The organism is Mycobacterium sp. 1245801.1, from assembly GCF_001673055.1.
Lineage (GTDB): Bacteria > Actinomycetota > Actinomycetes > Mycobacteriales > Mycobacteriaceae > Mycobacterium > Mycobacterium europaeum_A.
This window is the reverse complement of sequence record NZ_LZKY01000043.1, coordinates 1-17570: the sequence shown is the minus strand read 5'-3', so window position 1 is coordinate 17570 and position 17570 is coordinate 1. Positions and strand designations below refer to the sequence as shown.

Annotated in this window: 20 protein-coding genes and 1 pseudogene; 10 read left to right on the top strand and 11 right to left on the bottom strand. The window is 70.1% G+C overall.

Annotated elements, in window-relative coordinates; all coding sequences use genetic code 11:
* Together A5622_RS30645 and A5622_RS29505 are read right to left on the bottom strand one after the other, a co-directional pair.
* Window positions 1-76, bottom strand: a pseudogene (locus A5622_RS30645) (hypothetical protein); the annotation flags it as partial.
* Window positions 77-571: 495 nt separating this feature from the next.
* Window positions 572-718 carry a hypothetical protein gene (locus tag A5622_RS29505; protein ID WP_197498036.1) on the bottom strand — a complete coding sequence of 49 codons (147 nt, stop codon included), beginning with the start codon at window positions 716-718 and terminating at the stop codon, window positions 572-574.
* Here A5622_RS29505 and A5622_RS29500 point away from each other — a divergent pair.
* From A5622_RS29500 to A5622_RS02380, 3 genes are all read left to right on the top strand, one after another.
* The gene (locus A5622_RS29500) at window positions 717-890 is read left to right on the top strand and encodes a hypothetical protein (RefSeq protein WP_156749249.1); all 174 of its coding nucleotides are present in this window, start codon (window positions 717-719) and stop codon (window positions 888-890) included. The genes A5622_RS29505 and A5622_RS29500 overlap by 2 nt on opposite strands.
* 132 nt (window positions 891-1022) lie before the next feature.
* Entirely contained in the window at window positions 1023-2444 is a 1422-nt protein-coding gene (locus tag A5622_RS02385) for a hypothetical protein (protein ID WP_066876421.1), read from the top strand.
* A 113-nt stretch (window positions 2445-2557) separates the two neighbouring features.
* Window positions 2558-2896, top strand: a complete 339-nt coding sequence (locus A5622_RS02380; RefSeq protein WP_369827449.1) for a hypothetical protein — start codon at window positions 2558-2560, stop codon at window positions 2894-2896.
* Between the two features lie 14 nt (window positions 2897-2910).
* Here A5622_RS02380 and A5622_RS02375 read toward each other — a convergent pair whose 3' ends face one another.
* Entirely contained in the window at window positions 2911-3606 is a 696-nt protein-coding gene (locus A5622_RS02375; protein ID WP_066876419.1) for a DUF3060 domain-containing protein, read from the bottom strand.
* Window positions 3607-3663: 57 nt separating this feature from the next.
* Here A5622_RS02375 and A5622_RS02370 point away from each other — a divergent pair, with 57 nt between their 5' ends.
* Window positions 3664-4683 (top strand): NADP-dependent oxidoreductase, encoded by a 1020-nt coding sequence (locus A5622_RS02370; RefSeq protein WP_066876417.1) that lies wholly within the window; start codon window positions 3664-3666, stop codon window positions 4681-4683.
* A 14-nt stretch (window positions 4684-4697) separates the two neighbouring features.
* On the opposite strand, the gene A5622_RS02365 is transcribed toward A5622_RS02370, so the two are convergent.
* Window positions 4698-5321, bottom strand: coding sequence for a hypothetical protein (locus tag A5622_RS02365; protein ID WP_066876415.1), 624 nt, complete (start codon window positions 5319-5321; stop codon window positions 4698-4700).
* Between the two features lie 305 nt (window positions 5322-5626).
* On the opposite strand from A5622_RS02365, the gene A5622_RS02360 reads away from it, so the two are divergent.
* The gene (locus tag A5622_RS02360) at window positions 5627-6454 is read left to right on the top strand and encodes a family 16 glycosylhydrolase (RefSeq protein ID WP_066863428.1); all 828 of its coding nucleotides are present in this window, start codon (window positions 5627-5629) and stop codon (window positions 6452-6454) included.
* Here the strand turns inward: A5622_RS02360 and A5622_RS02355 are convergent, their stop codons facing one another.
* A complete protein-coding gene (locus A5622_RS02355) occupies window positions 6455-7972 on the bottom strand; it encodes a glycosyltransferase family 39 protein (RefSeq protein WP_156752812.1) in 1518 nt (505 codons plus the stop codon).
* Between the two features lie 156 nt (window positions 7973-8128).
* Between A5622_RS02355 and A5622_RS02350 the strand changes: the two genes are divergently transcribed.
* From A5622_RS02350 to A5622_RS02340, 3 genes are read left to right on the top strand one after another with little or no spacing between them, the layout of a single operon-like run.
* The gene (locus tag A5622_RS02350; protein ID WP_066863422.1) at window positions 8129-8434 is read left to right on the top strand and encodes a hypothetical protein; all 306 of its coding nucleotides are present in this window, start codon (window positions 8129-8131) and stop codon (window positions 8432-8434) included.
* A gap of 52 nt (window positions 8435-8486) precedes the next feature.
* Window positions 8487-9161, top strand: coding sequence for a GAP family protein (locus tag A5622_RS02345; RefSeq protein ID WP_066863418.1), 675 nt, complete (start codon window positions 8487-8489; stop codon window positions 9159-9161).
* A gap of 49 nt (window positions 9162-9210) precedes the next feature.
* Window positions 9211-9882, top strand: coding sequence for a GAP family protein (locus A5622_RS02340; RefSeq protein ID WP_066863446.1), 672 nt, complete (start codon window positions 9211-9213; stop codon window positions 9880-9882).
* Here A5622_RS02340 and A5622_RS02335 read toward each other — a convergent pair.
* Window positions 9870-10643 (bottom strand): hypothetical protein, encoded by a 774-nt coding sequence (locus A5622_RS02335; protein WP_066863415.1) that lies wholly within the window; start codon window positions 10641-10643, stop codon window positions 9870-9872. The two genes, A5622_RS02340 and A5622_RS02335, sit on opposite strands and share 13 nt — an antisense overlap.
* Window positions 10644-10671: 28 nt before the next feature.
* On the opposite strand from A5622_RS02335, the gene A5622_RS02330 reads away from it, so the two are divergent.
* Window positions 10672-12168 (top strand): bifunctional phosphatase PAP2/diacylglycerol kinase family protein, encoded by a 1497-nt coding sequence (locus A5622_RS02330; protein ID WP_066876411.1) that lies wholly within the window; start codon window positions 10672-10674, stop codon window positions 12166-12168.
* On the opposite strand, the gene A5622_RS02325 is transcribed toward A5622_RS02330, so the two are convergent.
* From A5622_RS02325 to A5622_RS02310, 4 genes are all read right to left on the bottom strand, one after another.
* Window positions 12165-13559: an FGGY-family carbohydrate kinase gene (locus tag A5622_RS02325; protein WP_066876409.1), complete on the bottom strand. Its 1395-nt coding sequence runs from the start codon at window positions 13557-13559 to the stop codon at window positions 12165-12167. The genes A5622_RS02330 and A5622_RS02325 overlap by 4 nt on opposite strands.
* The gene (locus A5622_RS02320) at window positions 13556-14959 is read right to left on the bottom strand and encodes a mannitol dehydrogenase family protein (protein WP_066876407.1); all 1404 of its coding nucleotides are present in this window, start codon (window positions 14957-14959) and stop codon (window positions 13556-13558) included. The genes A5622_RS02325 and A5622_RS02320 overlap by 4 nt, the downstream gene beginning before the upstream one ends.
* A 48-nt stretch (window positions 14960-15007) precedes the next feature.
* Entirely contained in the window at window positions 15008-15322 is a 315-nt protein-coding gene (locus tag A5622_RS02315) for a DUF732 domain-containing protein (protein WP_369806912.1), read from the bottom strand.
* Window positions 15323-15505: 183 nt separating this feature from the next.
* Entirely contained in the window at window positions 15506-15844 is a 339-nt protein-coding gene (locus A5622_RS02310; RefSeq protein WP_066876405.1) for a DUF732 domain-containing protein, read from the bottom strand.
* 497 nt (window positions 15845-16341) lie between these two features.
* Between A5622_RS02310 and A5622_RS02305 the strand changes: the two genes are divergently transcribed.
* Window positions 16342-16878 (top strand): hypothetical protein, encoded by a 537-nt coding sequence (locus A5622_RS02305; protein WP_066863394.1) that lies wholly within the window; start codon window positions 16342-16344, stop codon window positions 16876-16878.
* 151 nt (window positions 16879-17029) lie between these two features.
* Here the strand turns inward: A5622_RS02305 and A5622_RS02300 are convergent.
* Window positions 17030-17570: L,D-transpeptidase (locus tag A5622_RS02300; protein WP_066876404.1), on the bottom strand; the 541-nt coding region annotated here is incomplete at its 5' end.

Genomic DNA, 17570 nt, shown 5'->3' with positions numbered 1-17570 from the left:
AGATCCCACCGACAACAATCACGTCGGCGGTCAGCGCTCCCTGGCCCGCGACGTAGGCCTTGACGCCGGGGGGCGGCGGTGGGGGGGTGGGCGGCGGCGGTGCGGCCGGGCGCGGTGCCACGGAGTTGGCCGGCGGGGCGGGCAGCGGCGCGACGGACGGCGCGGGTGGGGCCTGGCGGTTCTCGATCCCGGTCAGCGTGTAGGCGACCCCGCCGATCGCGGTCATGGCGACCACGGCCGACATGCCGATGACCAACTGGGAGAACCGAAGCCGCAGCCAGCGCCGGCGTTCCCGCGGCGGCTGGATGACGTTGAGCCGCATCGACCAGCCGGCCGGACCGTCTTCGTCGTAGGTTTCCCCGCCGAACCGCATCCGCAGGTCACCGGGGTATTCGGTTTGCGACCAAGCCAATTCGCGATCGGTCAGCGCCTCGTCGTCGATCACCAGCACGTCGCCGCCGCCCAGTGCGCAACCGATTCCCAGCCCGCCGCCGCCACCACCGGAACCGCCGCCGTCACCGCCACCGCCACCGCCACCGGTGGTGGTCACCACCGCACCGCCGGCACCGGTCTACACCCCCAGGCATACGGCGCCGCCCACCACCGCGCCGCCGCAACCGACGGTCACCACGACGGTGCCGCCGCCACCGCCGGTGGAAACCAGCTCCACACCGCCGCCGCCACCGCCGCCGACGACCACCACCTCGACGGTGCCCATGACCACGGAGTGGATCCACGTTCCGCTGCTGCCGATACCGATTCCGGTGCCGGTTCCCCAGCAGCAGGCCCCGTCGACGCCGCAGTACCCGCAATATCAGCCGTATCCGGGGAACCAGTATTCGCCGTATCCGGGCAGCTCCCAGAATCCGTTCCTGGGGCCGGGCTACTAGCGTCCTTCCTGCGTACGCACACCGCCTGCGGGGTTAGCCGCACGCGCGTAACGTTTATGTCACCAAGTTCGGACGGGGTTCATCCCGTCGTGCCCTCGCACAGGGCGTTGCAAAAGACCTTGGAGGCGTTACGTGGACATCGTGCTTGGAGTGTCGATGGCTCCCAGGACAGTCCGCCTGGTAGCGATCGAAGGTGAAAATGCGGATGGCGTGACCGTCGAACAAGAAGAGTTCGCGGTTGGAGCTGCAGGGAATTCGGCTGATCTGGGCGCCGGTGCGGTCGGTCAGGTGATCGACGCGATCATCGGCACCCGCGAAGGAGTGCTCGAGGGCGGCCACCGGCTGACCTCCATCGGGGTCACCTGGAGTGACCCCGCCGGCGTCGGGGCGCTGCGGGAGGCGCTCGCCACCCGCGAGATCGACGGCGTGATGCTGGTCGCGCCGTTGCTGGCCGCCGCCGCGCTGGCCCAGACCGTCGGATACGCGCTCGGCTACGAGCGCCTCGCGATGCTGTTCGTCGAGCCGGCGAACGCGACGCTGGCGGTGGTCGACGTCTCCGACGGCTCCATCGTCGATCTGCACCGGCGCCAGATCGGCGACGCTCGCGCGGGCGGCCTGGCCGTCGAGCTGGCGTCGATGGTCTCCGGTCTGGACGCCCGCGGGTCGCGCGCCGACGGTGTGTTCGTGATCGGCTGCGGAACCGACATCGTGGCGCTGAAGTCCACGCTCGAGGCGGCCACCCCGCTTCCGGTCACCGGCCCCGAGGAGCCGGACATGGCGCTGGCCCGCGGCGCGGCCCTGGCCTCGGCGAACGCGCCACTGTTCGCGTCGTCGACGGCCGCCCTGGCCTACGCGCTGGATCCGGGCACCGGCGAAATGAATCCACCCGGCCTCGGCCCGACGTACCTGGACGTCTGGGGCCACGCCGACGTCGACACCGACGTGCGGGCCTACAGCGCCGTCGCCGACGACGACGAGGACCCCCCGCGCCGCCGGCCCTTGTCCATGCTGCTGGCCGGCAGCGCCCTGGCCGGCATCGTCGCCGTGATCGGCGGGGTGGTGCTGGTGACTCTGGCGTCGGATCGCCCGGGATCGAACGTGCGCCACAATTCCGGCGTCGGCGTCGCCACGCCCGGAGTGCAGCTACCGGCGGCCCCACCGAGCAACCCCCCGCAAGCGCAGCTGCCCGTCCCGAGCCCGGCGCCACCGCCGCCCGCGCCCGCACCCAGCCCGTCGGAGGTGGCCGCCCCGGCGCCGTCGCCGGTGCAGCAGCCCGCGCCGCAGGAACCGGTCACGGTGCCGCCCGCGGCACCGGTCCGGCGCGCCCCGGCCCGGCCCGCGCCGCAGTACACACCGCCGCCCGTCGAGCGCCCGGCGCCCCCGCCGGCCGCGGTACCGGCTGCGCCTCCGCCGGCGGCGCCGCCCCCGGCGCCCGCGCCCGCCGCACCGCAGCTGCCCCAGCAGCCGCCGGTGACGATGTATCTGCACTTCCCGTTCGTCACGGTGCCGATTCCGATCACCCCGCCGCCCCCGCCGGCGCCACCGGCCCCGTAGCGCGTGGCAAACGGTCTGGACTGAGCGCACACTGGCAGTTACGGCACGAGCGCCAAGGAGGTCGCGTGGGCGAGCACAGTGGATTCGGATTCGACCCCGACGAATTCGATCGAATGATTCGGGAAGGCAGCGAAAGCCTGCGTGACGTGTTCGAGCGGGTCAGCAGGTTCGTGGCCGCCCCCGGCGCCCGGACGGGCTGGTCCGCCGTCTTCGACGACCTGACGCGGCGCCCGCGCAGCGCCCCGGAAACCGCCGGCGAAGCCGGTGAGGGCGTGTGGGCCATCTACACCGTCGACGAAAGCGGCGGCGCACGCGTCGAACAGGTCTATGCGACCGAACTCGACGCGCTGCGGGCGAACAAGAACAACGTCGACCCCAAACGCAAGGTGCGGTTCCTGCCCTACGGCATCGCGGTCAGCGTCCTGGACGACGACGCCGAAGAGCCTGCGTAACAAGAGGTTTCGGCTTAGCCCTGCTGCACCACGTTCGAGCCGCCGGAGTTGCTGATCTTCGGTGCGCCCGAGCGGTAGGTGACTTTGTTGTTGAAGCCGGAGGCCTCGATGCTGTCGACGGTCTCCACGGTGATCTCATTCTGCACACCGGACACCGACAGGCTGGTGCAATGCCCGGTGATCGTGACCGTGTTGGAAACCCCACTGACGCTGACGATGTTGTCGTTGCAAGCGATGGTCCGGTTCTCGTTGACGCCCGAGACGCTGAGCTCGGTGCCCGGCGGAGCGGCGGGCGAGGTGGACGGCGAGGCCGACTTCCGCCGGGAGGTCGACGGGCCGGGGCTCGTCGAAATGCTGGGCGGGCTAAACGTTTTGGAGATGGTCGGTGGCGAGTTGATGATCGACTTCACGCCCGAAAGCTGGTGTGCCGCAAAGGCGGCGATGCCGCCGGCAATTGCCAGCACACCGATGGCGACGAGCGTGCCGACGATCCACCATGCGCGGTTGCCGGAAGGGCGTTGCTGGGGCGGGCCGAATGTGGGCCCGCCGTATGTCCACGGGGTGGGCGGCGGTGGCGGGGCGCCCGCTGGGCCGGGGGGATAGTTTTGGCCGGCGGGCTGCGCGCTGCCCTGCTCGGACGCCCGCGCCGCCTCGGCGAGCGGGCGCTCGAGTTCCCGGATCCGGTCTTCCGGGTCTTCGTTTGCTGCCATGGAATGAATATGCCATTCGCTTCTGCGTTTACGGCCGGTTCGGTAGTTTTTACGATCGTGCCCGATGTGCCGAATCGCCAGGTCCTGCTTCGTCGTCGCCCGTCCGGGCTGGTCCAGCCGGAGGACACGGAACTGGTCACCACGCCGGCGCCCGAGCCCGCCGACGGCGAGGCGCTGTTGCGCACCACGTACGTCGGCATCGACGCCGCCGCGCGCACCTGGCTCGACGACCAGCCCAGCTACCTTCCGCCGGTGCAGTTGGGTGAGGTCATCCGGGCGGCCGGGATCGGCGAAGTGGTCGCCTCGCGGTGCGACGCCTACGCCGTCGGTGACGTCGTCACCACCCTGACCGGTTTCCAGGAATACGCGCTCATCCGCGACGACCTGTTCAGCACGCCGATCCCCGGGGAGGACGACCAGCTGGCGATCATGTCGGTCTACGGGCCGACCGGCGCCACCGCCTATTTCGGCATGACCGACATCGGCCAGCCGCAGCCCGGGGAAACGGTGGTGGTGTCGGCGGCCGCGGGTGCCACCGGATCGGTCGCCGGGCAGATCGCCAAGATCGCCGGCGCCCGGGTGGTGGGGATCGCCGGCGGTCCGGAGAAATGCCGGGCGGTGGTGGAGGACTTCGGCTTCGACGCGTGCATCGACTACAAGAACGACGACGTCGCGGCGGCGCTGAAAAAGCATTGCCCGCAACGCGTCGACGTCTACTTCGACAATGTGGGCGGGCCCATCCTCAACGCCGTGCTGGGCAGGCTGGCCTCGCACGCGCGCGTCGTCCTGTGCGGCGTCATCTCCAGCTACCTGACCGGAGACCACCCCGGGCCGGCCAACTACGTGAACCTGTTGTCCAAGACCGCGTTGATGCAGGGGTTCAACGCGCTCGATCAGTGGGGCCGCTTCGACGAGGCGTTCGCCGCGCTACGCCAGTGGGAGGCCGAGGGCCGACTTCACCACCGGCAGACCATCTTTGAGGGCATCGAGTCGTGCGTCGATGCCCTCAACGGCCTGTTCACCGGCGTCAATGTCGGCAAGACCCTGGTCAGGCTCAGCGAACCCACGTCCCGCTAGCCGGCGCCGCCGCGCTAGTCCTCGCCGAGCACGCGGTGCAGCGCCTTGCGCGCGTCGGTCAACGCCTCGAGCACCTTGGTGCGGGTCTCGGCGAGCTGCTGCTTCTGCTCGTCGGTGCCCGTCCAGGCGATGGTGCGGGCCAGGCCGGCGATCTCGAAGAGCTCCTTGCGGATCTTCACCACGTCACCGAACTTGGCCGCCCCGCCCAAGAAGGCGTGAGCGGTCTCGCTGCTGACCCCGCGCCAGGCCAACAGGTTTCGGCCGAGCTCGGTCAGCGTCGCCACACCGCCGTCGACGGTGACGACGCCGCGACCGGCGAGGACCCCGATCGCAAGCTCGGCGATGTCCTGGGGAGGGGTGAACGCACCGCCGGTCGCGTCGGATACCCGTTGCACCACCTGTGCGGCGTCGGCCGGGCCGTCCAGCAGCAACGCCGCGGTGACGAACGCGGCGCGCTTGAGACCGTGCCGACCCTTCTTGCCGAACGGCGCGAAGCCGGGCCCACCGGCACCCGGACCGCCGAACCCGGGACCACCGAAGCCCGGCCCACCGAAGCCCGGCGCGCCAAAGCCCGGACCACCGAAACCGGGCCCACCGAAACCGGGCCCACCGAAACCGCCGAAGAATCCATGAGACATGGTTGCTTTCCTTTCTCGAACCATCAATCTCCTTGATACCAGCGGCCGCAGCGATGTCAACTAAGTTGATGGCTGGGAGGTGAAATCCCTGGAAGCGGGCGTCACTGCTGCTATCGTCCCTTGTTTATGCCAGGGGGATCGCGGCGACGGACCGGCGCGCGGGTCGTGATCGGGAACGTCGCGCGCGGATCGCGACGGCAGCATGCGGGCCACCCCACCGCGTGGTTTCATAACACCGTTTGCGAGAGTTGCCTGGGGAGATCGCGCCGAGCTTGACGAGCCGGCTTTAACGATTGGTGGTTTAGATGGATCGTCGCAGCATGATGTTGATGTCGGGCCTCGGCATGATCGGGGCTGCGATGCGCTTGCCGGGTGCCTGGGCCGCCCCATCGGGCCCTTCGGTGCCGGCCGCACCGGCGGCGGGCGGCGGCGGCTACATCTTCGCCGACGAGTTCGACGGCCCGGCGGGTTCGGCTCCCGATCCGGGCAAGTGGACCATCCAGACCTGGCAGGACGACGTGTTCCCGCCGGTCGCCGGGATCTACCGCGACGACCGCCGAAACGTGTTCCAGGACGGCAACTCCAATCTCGTGCTGCGCGCCACCCAGGAAGGTGACACCTACTACGGCGCCAAACTGCGCGGCAACTTCCGCAGCATGATCAACCAGACCTGGGAAGCGCGGATCAAACTGAACTGTCTGGAACCGGGCCTGTGGTCGGCGTTCTGGGGTGTGAACGAGGACCCGCTGCCGGACGGCGAGGTCGACCTTTTCGAGTGGTACGGCAACGGCTCGTGGCCGCCGGGCACCACGGTGCACGCCGCGTCGAACGGCAAGACGTGGGAGGGCAAGTCCATCCCCGGCATGGTCGACGGCAACTGGCACACCTGGCGAATGCACTGGGGCGAGGACGGATTCCAGTTCGCCCGCGACGGGGCGCAGTACTTCACCGTGCCGAACAAACCCATCCACGTCCACGGCGGCGCCCCGGACGACTTCCGGTGGCCGTTCAACAATCCCGGCTACTGGATGACGCCCATGTTCACCCTGGCGGTCGGCGGGGTCGGTGCCGGCGATCCGGCGGCGGCCACCTACCCGGCGGACATGCTCGTCGACTGGATCCACATCTGGTGACTAGCGCTGGGCTCTGAGCACCTGGACCAGGTTGAACTGCCAGCGCTCCACCAGGCGGAAGCCCAGGTCGTGCGGCACCGCGAAGGCGGTGCTCGCCCAATAGACCGGGCCCGGCGGCAGCGCCGGACCCTGTTCGTGCGACGGCTGCGACGGGTCGGCCTGCGTGATGATCCAGACGACGCCGCACTGGCTCAACGGTCCGGCCACCACCTCGGGGATCAGGTTGGTGTCGAACACGTCGTTGCGATCGGTCGCCCGCTGCCACAGCGTGAGGTCGATCAGCTTGCGATAGGCAGCCGGGCGCGCCGCCAGCAGCGGCCGCATCGGGGCCGGCATGAACGTCACCGTGTCGTTGACCAGTAGGCAATCGCCCGGTGCGGCCTTCGCGGTGATCAGGTCGGCGACCTGGCTGTAGTCCATACCGTATTTGGCATACGGGTTACGTTGCACCTGAACATAATTGGGCGCGGCGGCAACGGCGAAAAGACCGACGAGCGCCGCTGTCAGCCACGGCTTGGCGGCCACCGCGCCGGCGCAGACGCCCAGGATCAGCGCCAGCGCGGGCGCGGTGAAGCACAGGTAGCGCGGGGTGTAGATCGGATGAACCAGTGCCGAATACGTCACGATCGCGGCCGTCGGTGCCGCGAGCCACCCCGTCGTCAGCACCAGCAGCCGGCGCTGCGAATCCGCCAGACGCGCGGACCCGCTGAGCCACAACACGATTGCTGCGCCGATCAGCAACGCCGACAGCACGGCGAACGGCGGGCATCGTTCGAAATACTGTTGCATCACCACGTCTTCGATGGTGCGGTGGCCGATGGGTGCGACCCAACTGATCTGGTGTGCCTGCCCGGCGACCGTCATCAGGAACGGCAGCAGAGCGGCTACCGCCAACACCGAGGCAATCGCGAAGCCCGCCAAGGACGTTCGGGCGCGGTGGAAGACGCCGATGAACACGGCATACGCCGCCAGCAGCAGGGCAAGGTACGCGTCGAGCACGACCGAGCAGGCCAGCGCGACGGCATAGGCCAGCCACAGCCAACCGGTGTCGCGGCGCGCGGCGTAGATCAGCAGGACGGTGAGCCACACGGCGGCCATCATCGACATTGCGTACGGGCGCGCCTCGATGGCCGCCCACGTGGTCCGGGGCAGGATCGCGCAGAACAACCCGGAGGCCACCGCGACGGTACGGGACGAGAACTGCTTGCCCAACACGACGACGCCGGCGGCCGCCGCCCCCACGGCCAGGGCGCTGGGGGCGCGCGACCAGAACTCGGTGGGCGGGAAGACCTGGAACCACCCGTGCATCAGCAGGTAGTACAAACCGTGGACGGCGTCGACGTTGCCCAGCATGTGCCACATCTGGGTCAGTGACCGGCTGTAGGCGGCCGAAATGGTCGCGGCCTCGTCGTACCAGAATGAGGGCCGGGCGGCGCCGGCCAGGCCGACCGCGACGGCCAGCACGGCGACGAGCAGCGGATCCAGCGCCGCCGCGGCCGCCGGGCGGCGACCCTTCAGCAGGCCGCGGCGGCTCGGTGATTCTTCGGTGGTTTCGATGCTCACCGAACCGCCCGGGACGTCGCGGTTTGGCTGAACACACCGCTATGTTGCCAGAAGCGAACCGGGCGAACCTGGGGGCTCAACGCGCCGCTCATTCGAACGTATGATCGATCGATGGGTCCGCTCGCGTCGATCGGGTACAACGGCCAACCGGTCCGCAGCCCGTTTCGGGTGGTCCGTCCGGCGGTCGCGGTGCTGGTCGACCTGACGGTGCTTTTCCCGCGCGAGCCGCACCGCTCGGGCCGGTATCAGCCCAACGGGCTGCAGCTGCACAAGGTCGTCGAGGGGTGGCTGAGTTGCTGGGGCCTGTGCGAGCAGGGCGACTGGTGGGGGCTGGTGACCTATCCCGTCGCCTACGGGGCCAAGCGCCGAACGGTGACGCACTGGGTGCCCGCCTGGACGCTGCGCCGCAAAGGCTGACGGCCGCGGTGATGACCGCATGAGCGCCACGCCAATGCGATGATTGCTGCCCGTGGACGCAAGTTGGGCCTCGGTCCTGAGCAAACTCGTGGCGTTGGCGGCCGTCATCGCCCTGTCGCCGATCACGGTCATTCCCGCGGTGCTGGTGCTGCACGCGCCCCGGCCGCGCCCGGCCAGCCTCTCCTTTCTGGGCGGCTGGCTGCTGGGCCTGGTCGCCCTCACCGCCGCCTTCGTCAGCGGGTCGGAGTTGCTCAGCGGCTTCCACGCGACTCCGCCGAAATGGGCGGCCTGGGTGCGGCTGGCCTTCGGCGTGGCGCTCCTCGCGCTGGCCGCCTATCACTGGTTCACCCGGCATCGGCAGCGCAGCATGCCGCGCTGGATGCGGTCGTTCTCCACCCTGTCGCCGGCGCGCGCCGGGGTGATGGGCGCGGTGCTGGTGCCGGTACGGCCCGAGGTGCTGATCCTGTGCGCGGCCGCCGGCCTGGCCGTCGGCAACAGCACCCTGAGCGCCGGCGCCCAGGTGATTGCGGCCGCGATCTTCGTCGTGCTCGCCGCGTCGACGGTCGCCATCCCGGTCTTGGCCTACGTCGGCGCCGGGGACCGCCTCGATGATGCCCTGGAACGTCTCAAGGCCTGGATGGAGGCCAACCACGACGCGATGATGGCCGTCATCTTGTTCCTGATCGGGTTGATCGTGCTCTACAACGGGATTCGCGCGCTGGCCTGATCGGCGCGTTTCGGCCTCGCACCGGCACGGCAATGGCAGGATGCCGCCCATGGCAGGAAGCTGGGGGACGGTGCTGACCGGCCTCGTTCCGCTCGGACTGGTCATCTCGCTCTCTCCGCTCACGGTCATTCCGGCGGTGTTGGTGCTCCAGGCGCCGCGGCCGCGGCCGAGCAGCCTGGCGTTTCTGGGCGGCTGGTTGCTGAGCCTGTCCGCGCTGACGGCCATTTCGGTGGCGGCCTCCGGTCTGCTGGGCGGCTTGGACAAGGCGCCCCCGCGATGGTCGTCGTGGCTGCGCGTGGTGCTCGGTTCGGCGCTGATCGTCTACGGCATCTACCGCTGGCTAAACCGGCACGGCCAGGCCGAATCCCCGGCCTGGATGCGCTCGTTCGCCAGCATCACCCCGGCCCGGGCCGGGGTCCTCGGCGCGGTGCTGGCCGTGGTCCGCCCGGATGTGTCGCTCATCTGCGTCCCCGCGGGGCTGGGCATCGGCACCAGCGGGCTCGGCCTCGCCGGTGACTGGGTGGCCGCCGCCTTCTTCGTGGCCATCGCCGCTTCCAGCGTCGCCATCCCGATCCTGGCCTATGCCGCGGCCGGCAGCCGCCTCGATGACACGCTGGCACGCCTGAAGGACTGGATGGACCGCAACAACGGCGCCCTACTGGCGGCGGTCTTCGTGGTGATCGGCGCAATGGTGCTCTATCACGGGGTTCACGCCCTGTAACCACCGTCGGCCAGGCCCGCGTCCTCCTCGAACCCGTTCACCGCGCCAAAGGCCAACTCGCGGAACAGCTCCCGGCCGTAGCCGGTGAGCATGCCCAGATAGCCGCGGTCCGCCCACTGCGCGGCGTGCCGCTCCTCGTGGTGCAACACCCGATCCAGGTCGAGGCGACTGGCGCGGGGGGTGCCGGCCCGGTCGAGAAACCAGGCGCACCCGGACGAGACGATCCGGTGCAGCTGGCCGCCGGGGTCGGCGACCCTGCCCACGTTGACCAGGAAGATGTCGCCCCAGGTGGTGCCGCCGCGCTGGCTGAACAGCCGCTGGACCCAGTTGCCGCCCAGGCCCATGAGCATGCCGTTGGGGGTGGCGACCAGGCGCCCGCCATTGCGGTGCACGAACGCGACGTCGCGGCTGTAACTCCAGCGATTTGCCTTCTGCCGGGCCATGATTCGGGCCACCTCGGCGGCGCCGTAAGGGGTCGCCGGAAAGTCCGTGGGCCGCGCGCCCGGTTTGCCGTAGCCGGTGTCCGCGTTGAACACATAGGTCATCAGCGCGGCGTCGCGGGCCCGCGCACCGTCGGCGTAGGCGGGGATGAGGAAGAACGATTTGCCGTGCGGGTCGATGAATTCGGCCATGCCCTCCAGCACCCCAAAGCGCGCGGCGGTGATGCCGTGCCGGCGGGCGATCTCGGCGACGACGGGCGCGGCCACGCCGCGGCGATCGGCGTTGTCGCGCCATCTGCTGCAATAGCCGTGTGCGTCCATGTCTTCGGACCAATTTAGGGTGTAGCGAATGAACAGGGGGCCCTGGCAACGCGCACGCGGCATCAAACAGATCACCCGGGGACTGGGCACGCTGGATCGAGAGCTGTTCGATGCCATCGCCGAGACCGACACCCCGCTGCTGGACACGGTGATGCCGCCGCTGACCCGGGCGGCCGACCATTCCAAGCTGTGGGTGGCCATCGGCGCGGCGCTGCTGGCCACCGGCCGCCAAAGCGCGCAGCGCGGCGCGACCCGCGGCCTGGTGACGCTGGCCGCCACCAGCCTGGTCACCAATCAGGTCGCCAAGCGGATCCGCCGACGGCCCCGACCCGGCTACGAGCTGGTACCCCTGGTCAGGCAGGTCCGTCGCCGCCCGACGTCGAACTCGTTGCCGTCGGGGCACTCCGCCAGCGCCGCCGCGTTCGCCATCGGCGTGGGGCTGGAGAACCCGCCACTGGGCTTCGGCCTGGCGCTGCTCGCGGGGCTGGTCGGTCTGTCACGGGTGGTGACCGGCGCGCACTACCCCGGCGACGTCATCGCCGGGTTCGGCATCGGTTCGGGCCTGGCCGTGCTGGGCGGCCGCCTCGTCCCGCCGATCGTCGAAACCGCCCTTCCGCGAACGGAACCGCTTCGCGTCGCGGCCCCGCAGCGGCCCGACGGCGCCGGCGTGGTGCTGGTGATCAACCCGGAGTCGGGCAGCGGCACCGGGGCCCGGGTCGTCGACGAGGTGCGTGCCGCGTTACCAAAGGTGGACATCCGCGAACTGGGTCCCGACGACGACGCGGTGCAGGTGCTGCGCAACGCGGCCGAAGGCGCCGAGGTGCTCGCGGTGGGCGGCGGTGACGGCACCGTCGCGGCCGCCGCGGGGGTGGCCATCGACGCGGGGTTGCCGCTGGCCGTCTTTCCCGCCGGGACGTTCAACCATTTCGCCAAGGACATCGGCTGCGACACCGTGGCCAAGACGGTCGACGCGATCCGGCGCGGCCAGATGGCCTGCGTGGACCTGGTGTGCCTCAACGATTCTCAGATGATCCTCAACACCGCCAGCATCGGCGCCTACCCGGCGTTCGTGCGGCGGCGGGAGAAGCTCGAGAAGCGCATCGGCAAGCCGCTGGCCGGCCTGTACGCCATGCTGCGCACGCTGCGCAAGGAGCAGCCCGTGCGCATCCGCTACGACAACAAGACGCTGCTGACATCCCTGTTCTTCCTGGGCAATTCGCTGTATCTGCCGAGCGGGTTCGCGCCAGCGCGCCGGACCCGGATGGACGACGGCCTGATCGATGTGCGCATCCTCGAGGCCGGGCGGCACTGGGCGCGGACCAGAATCCTGACCGCGCTCGCCCTGGGGCGCCTGGAACGCAGCCCGCTCTACCACGAGCTGCAGGTGCCCGAATTCAGCTTCAGCGCCGTCGACGGACCCACGGTCATCGCCTGCGACGGCGAGGTCCGCGAGAAATACGACAAGGCCAGCTTCAGCGCGAAGTACCGGGTGCTGCCGGTGTTTCGGCCGCTGACCGGCGACTAGGTGGCTCCCTCGGTGAGGTCGCGCACCCGCGCGTAACGCGCCGCCACCTCGGGCGCGGGGTCCGCGGTGAATTCGGTGGTGGGCGGCGGATTCCACGCCGGCGGTCCGGGTGATCCGCTCAACGCCCACGCGGCCTGGCGCGCCGCGCCCAGCGCGACGTACTGGGCCGGGGCGGGGACCAGCACCGGCATGCCGAACACCGTGGGCGCGGCCTGGCGCAGCGCCCGCGATTGCGCGCCGCCGCCGACCAGCAGGATGCGGCGCACGGCGACGCCCTGTGCGGTCAGCCGCGCGAGGCCGTCGGCCAGTGAGCACAGCAGCCCTTCCACCGCGGCCCGGGCCAGGTTGGTCGGCGTCGCATTGGACCCCCGCAGCCCGTGCAGCGCCCCGGTCGCGTTGGGCCGGTTGGGGGTTCGTTCGCCCTCCAGGTAGGGGACCAGTACCAGCCCCGCGCTGCCCGGCGGCGCCGACAGCGCGAGGCGGGACAGCTCGTCGTGGTCGACCCCCAACATGGCGGCGGCCGCGTCCAGCACCCGCGCGCCGTTGAGGGTGCACACCAGCGGGAGGTAACGTCCGGTGCCGTCGGCGAATCCGACGACGAATCCCGTGTCATCGCGGACGGGATCCGCGGTAACGGCGGCCACCACTCCCGATGTCCCGATCGAGACCATCACGTCGCCCTCTTCGGCACCCAGGCCCAGCGCGGCGGCGGCGTTGTCGCCCAGGCCGGCGCCGAATGTCGTTGTGCCGCTGACGGTTCGGCCTGCCGGTCCGAGCACGCTCGGCAGCCCTGGGCGCCGGCCACGCAGGGCCAGTTCCAGCAGATCGGACCGGTAAGTGCCGGTGGCGGCGTCGTAGTAGCCGGTGCCGCTGGCGTCGCTGCGATCGGTGCTCAGCGCCGCGACGTCGGCGTCGCCGCGCAGGCGCCACGTCAACCAGTCGTGCGGTAGGCAGACCGCCGCGGTGCGGTCGGCGTGGTTTGGCTCGTGGTCGGCCAGCCAGCGCAGCTTGGCCACCGTGATCGCGGCCAGCGGCACGACGCCGACGGCCCGGGCCCACGCCCACGCGCCACCCAACTCGTCGACGAGTGCGCGCGCGGCGTCGGCCGAGCGTACGTCGTTCCACAGCAGCGCGGGGCGCACCACCCGTCCGGTTGCGTCCAGGCACACCATGCCGTGCTGCTGCGCGCCGACGGCGACCGCGTCGACGCCGTCCAGGCCACCCGCGGCCGCGATGGCCGCTCGGGCGGCGGATTCCCATGCGGCAGGGTCGATTTCGGTGCCGTGCGGATGGCCGGCGTGACCCTCGCGGACCACCCGGCCGGTGGCGGCGTCGCACACCAGCACCTTGCAGGACTGGGTCGAGGAGTCGACACCCGCGACCAGGGTCACGGTGCGTCGGCCCCGATCAACGCCCGCAGGGTGGCGCGTGCGCCGTGCCGGTACAGCGAATCCAACGCCCACACGTAGGCCTCGCGAAAGCGCTCCTGGTCGACGAGGTCGCCGAAGACCGAACGGTTGGCCAGGAATGCGACGGGGTCGTCGCGTTGCGAGCGGGCGAGCGGGACGAGGGCGTCGGCCAGGCGGTCCACCACCCCGATCGGCTCGCCCTGTTCGTCGACGCCCTCGGCGTAGCGCGCCCAGCTCGCGACGATCGCCGCGGACAGCCGCACCGCCCCACCGGTGCGCAGGTTGTCGCGCACCACCGGCAACAACCACTTCGGGATGCGGTCCGAGGATTCGGCGCACAGCCTGGCGACGGTGTCGCGGATGTGCGGGTTGGCGAAGCGCGGCAGCAGCCCGGCCCGGAACTCGTCGAGTCCCGGAATCCGCTGCAGCGTCGGCATGGCCTCCGAATCCATGTAGCGGGCAACGAATTCCGCGATCACCGGATCCTGGGCGGCGTCGTGCACCAGCCGGTATCCGGCGAGGTAGGCGAAATAACACAGGCCTTGATGCCCGGCGTTGAGCAGCCGCAACTTCATCGCCTCGTACGGCGCCACGTCGTCGACGAGTTGTACCCCGGCTTGATCCAGCGGTGGTCGGCCGTCGGCGAAGTGATCCTCGACGACCCACATGGCGAACGGTTCGGCGATCACGGGCCAGGCGTCGGTCACCCCGAATTCGGACTCCAGTCGCTCAAGCACGTCGGGCGTGGTCACCGGGGTGATCCGGTCGACCATCGAGTTGGGAAAGGTGGTCTTCTCGCGCATCCATTGCGCGAGTTCGGGATCGACCCGCTCGGCGTAGGAGGTGAACACGCGTCGGGCCACGTCTCCGTTGCCGGCGATGTTGTCGCAGGAGACGATCGTGGGGGAGGGCAGGCCGCGCTCGCGGCGCCGGTTGCACGCCTCGGCCACCAAGCCGAACACCGCGCTCAGGGGTGACTGGTAGCCGCCCTCGGTGATGGTGAGCGAGATGATCCGGGTGGCGGGCGCGGCCAGCAGCTCGATCACCGACTCGGGATCGTCGGGCGCATAACGATAATCGACGATCGAGCCGATGACCCGCGGTTCCCGCGTGCCGTCGGGGTGCTCGAGGATCAGCGTGTAGAGGTGGTCCTGGCCGCGCAGCGCGTCGCGCATGCGCTCGTCGCCCGGCAGCACGCCGACCCCGCAGATGCCGAAGTCGCGGGCGAGGCCGTCACCGAGCAAGCGGTCGATGTACATGGCCTGATGCGACCGGTGGAACCCGCCGACGCCGAAATGCGCTATGCCGACGCCGATCTGGCTGCGGTCATAGGTCGGGACCGGGATCTTCAGGCCGGCCAGGTTCCGTGCGCTCAGCTTCACTCGAGTGTCACCTTAGCGCGGACCGGGCTGCCGGCCACTAGTTCGCCGTCAGGCGTTGGGGCACAGGTCGCGCAGGGCGAAGATGACGACGTCGGCGGCCTGGCGGCCGTTGATCCCGCCGGTGCCCTGGTCGGCGTCCGAGCGTTGCAGCGCCAAGCCCTCCAGCTGTTGCGGAGAGGCGCCCCACGAAAGCTGCTGGCATAGGTCGGCGCCCATCTGTAAGAGCTCCGGGTCGCCGCCGTTGACGGCGTGGATGCCGGCGTTGTGCAGGTCGTTGATGAAGGCGGCCCCGTCGGCCCGCGCCGGGCCGGCACATAGGACCCCGGCCAGCAAAAGTGGGCCACTGGCCAGCGCCGCGCTCATCAACCGGCCATATCGCCTGCGTGCCGCCATCCAACCTTCTCCTTTATGTCTGTGCCCGATGCGGATGATGCACTTTTACACAAAAGTGCGACGACCCGCTGCGCAAAGAATTCGGGAGAGTGAATAGTCGGCGAAGAACGGCCGGCCGCTAGGCCGCCGAAGTGTGGTGGGTCGAGGTGGTCTCTAGCTGGGGCACAGATCGCGCATGGCGTAGACGACCACGTCGTTGGCCTGTTGAGCGCTGAGCCCGCCGGAGCCCTGCTGGTCGTCGGAGCGCTGCAGCGCCAGGCCTTCGAGTTGCGCCGGAGGAGCGCCCCACGATATTTGCTGGCACACGTTGAGGCCGGCCTGCAGCAGGGCGGCGTCGCCGCCCGTGACGGCGTGGACCCCGTCGCGGTGCATGTCATTGAGGAAACCGGCCGCGTCGGCTTGGGCTGGGCCGGCCCAGACGAGACCGGCGAGAAGCGGGCCGCCGAACAGGGCGGAACCGATGAACCCGGCGGCGAGACGACGTGGTGACATAGCCCCTTCTCCTCTTTTCGTCAACAGTTCTAATCTCGATGTTAACTTCTCCGTAACCTTCGAATCGATAACTGTTCACCAACAGTTTCCTGTGAACGACCTGCGCAGAAATAAAGTCCGTGAGATTCGAAGTCGGTCCGGCCACGCATCCGGTCGGCTCGGGTCCGGTCGCGTCGGGGCGCTTAGCACGCGGCAGCGGACGGGCACGCGGTTTCGCTGCAAAGGACACGCGCTCAGGTGCGCGACCGAGGGCACGAATCGCTGACTGCGGCTGCCGCGCAGGCGTATTCGCGCAGGTCGATCGGTGTATGCCGGGGCTGTTCCGATTCGTGACGCCGTTGTGACGTCACCATTTGGAAACGGCGCGGTGCGGCGTGGCGCGTGTCGCGCGCCGGCTGCTGACAATTGGCGCGGTCGTGAAAAGCGGCCTCGGTACGGCTAGGCGGGCCTGCTGCACCAAGTGATTGCGGAAATAGCTGAGCGTGAATAAAGGAGAGTTGACGCTGATGGCGATCGTCGATCGGTTCAACATCAAAGTAGTTGCCGGCGCTGGGTTGTGCGGAGCTGCTATCGCGTTGAGCCCCGACGCGGCGGCCGCCCCGCTGATTACGGGCGGCCACGCGTGCATTGAGGGGCAGTCAGGCGAGGTGGCGCCGGCCGCAGGTGGCCCTGCCGCGGGCGCCGGAACGGTGGCCGCGGGCGCACCGGCCGGTGGCGTATGCGCGGCGCCCATGACCGACATGTCCGGTGTGCCCATGGCGGTGCCGGGGCCGCTGCCGATCGGTGCGCCGGTGCCGATCGTGCCGCCGCTGCCCCTCGCTCCGCCGGTGCCGGTGGTGCCGCCGGTGCCCGTCGTGCCGGCCGGCGCGCCGCTGATCGCCCTGGGCGGTCCGGCGGCCGCCGGCGCTCCGCTGGAGGCGGCAGCTCCGATCATCGACATGTCCGGGGTGAAGGATGCGCCCGCCGGCCCGGCGCCCAGTGGCGGGCCGACGGCCGGGCAGCCGATTCGCCCCGGTCCTTCGGGCGCGAGCTGAGGCCGACTCAGCTTCGAAAACGGGCCGGGCCCGCTGGTGTTCACCAGCGGGCCCGTTCCTTATTCGCAGTGAAAAGAGTTCGGCCGCAGCATAATTAAAAGCTCCGCACCCGGCTGACGCCCGGGTGCGGAGCTTCGTAAACGGTGCCTGATTAGTCCTGGACGATCACCGGGTCGCCGACGTGGACGTGGTCGTAGTACCACTCGGCGTCATCGGGGCTCAGGCTGATGCAGCCGTGGCTGACATTCTCGAGACCCAGGGCGGGGACGGCCCACGGGGCCGAGTGCACGAACAGCCCGCGGCTGGTGATGCGGACGGCGTAGTTGACCGTCAGCAGGTAGCCGTTGGGGTCGTCGACGGGGATGCCGACGCTGCTCGAATCCATCGTCACCGCTTCCTCTTTGGCCAGCACGGTGTAGGAGCCGACCGGCGTCGGGTATTCCGGCCTGCCCATCGAGGCGGGCATCACGCCCTGCTCGCCGAAGTGCGGCCGGTGGTGCGGCGCGGGCAGCGACGTCGGCGGTCCCGCCTCGGCGCCGTCGATGCTGACGGTGAAGGTGTGTTCGGAGATGCTGGCGACGCCGATCACGGCGGGGCCCGTTTTGATCTCGGCGGCCGCGCCGCCCACCGTCAACGGAATCGTGCTGTGCGCCGGCCAGTATCGATCCGGCACCCACTGCACAACCTTGTTG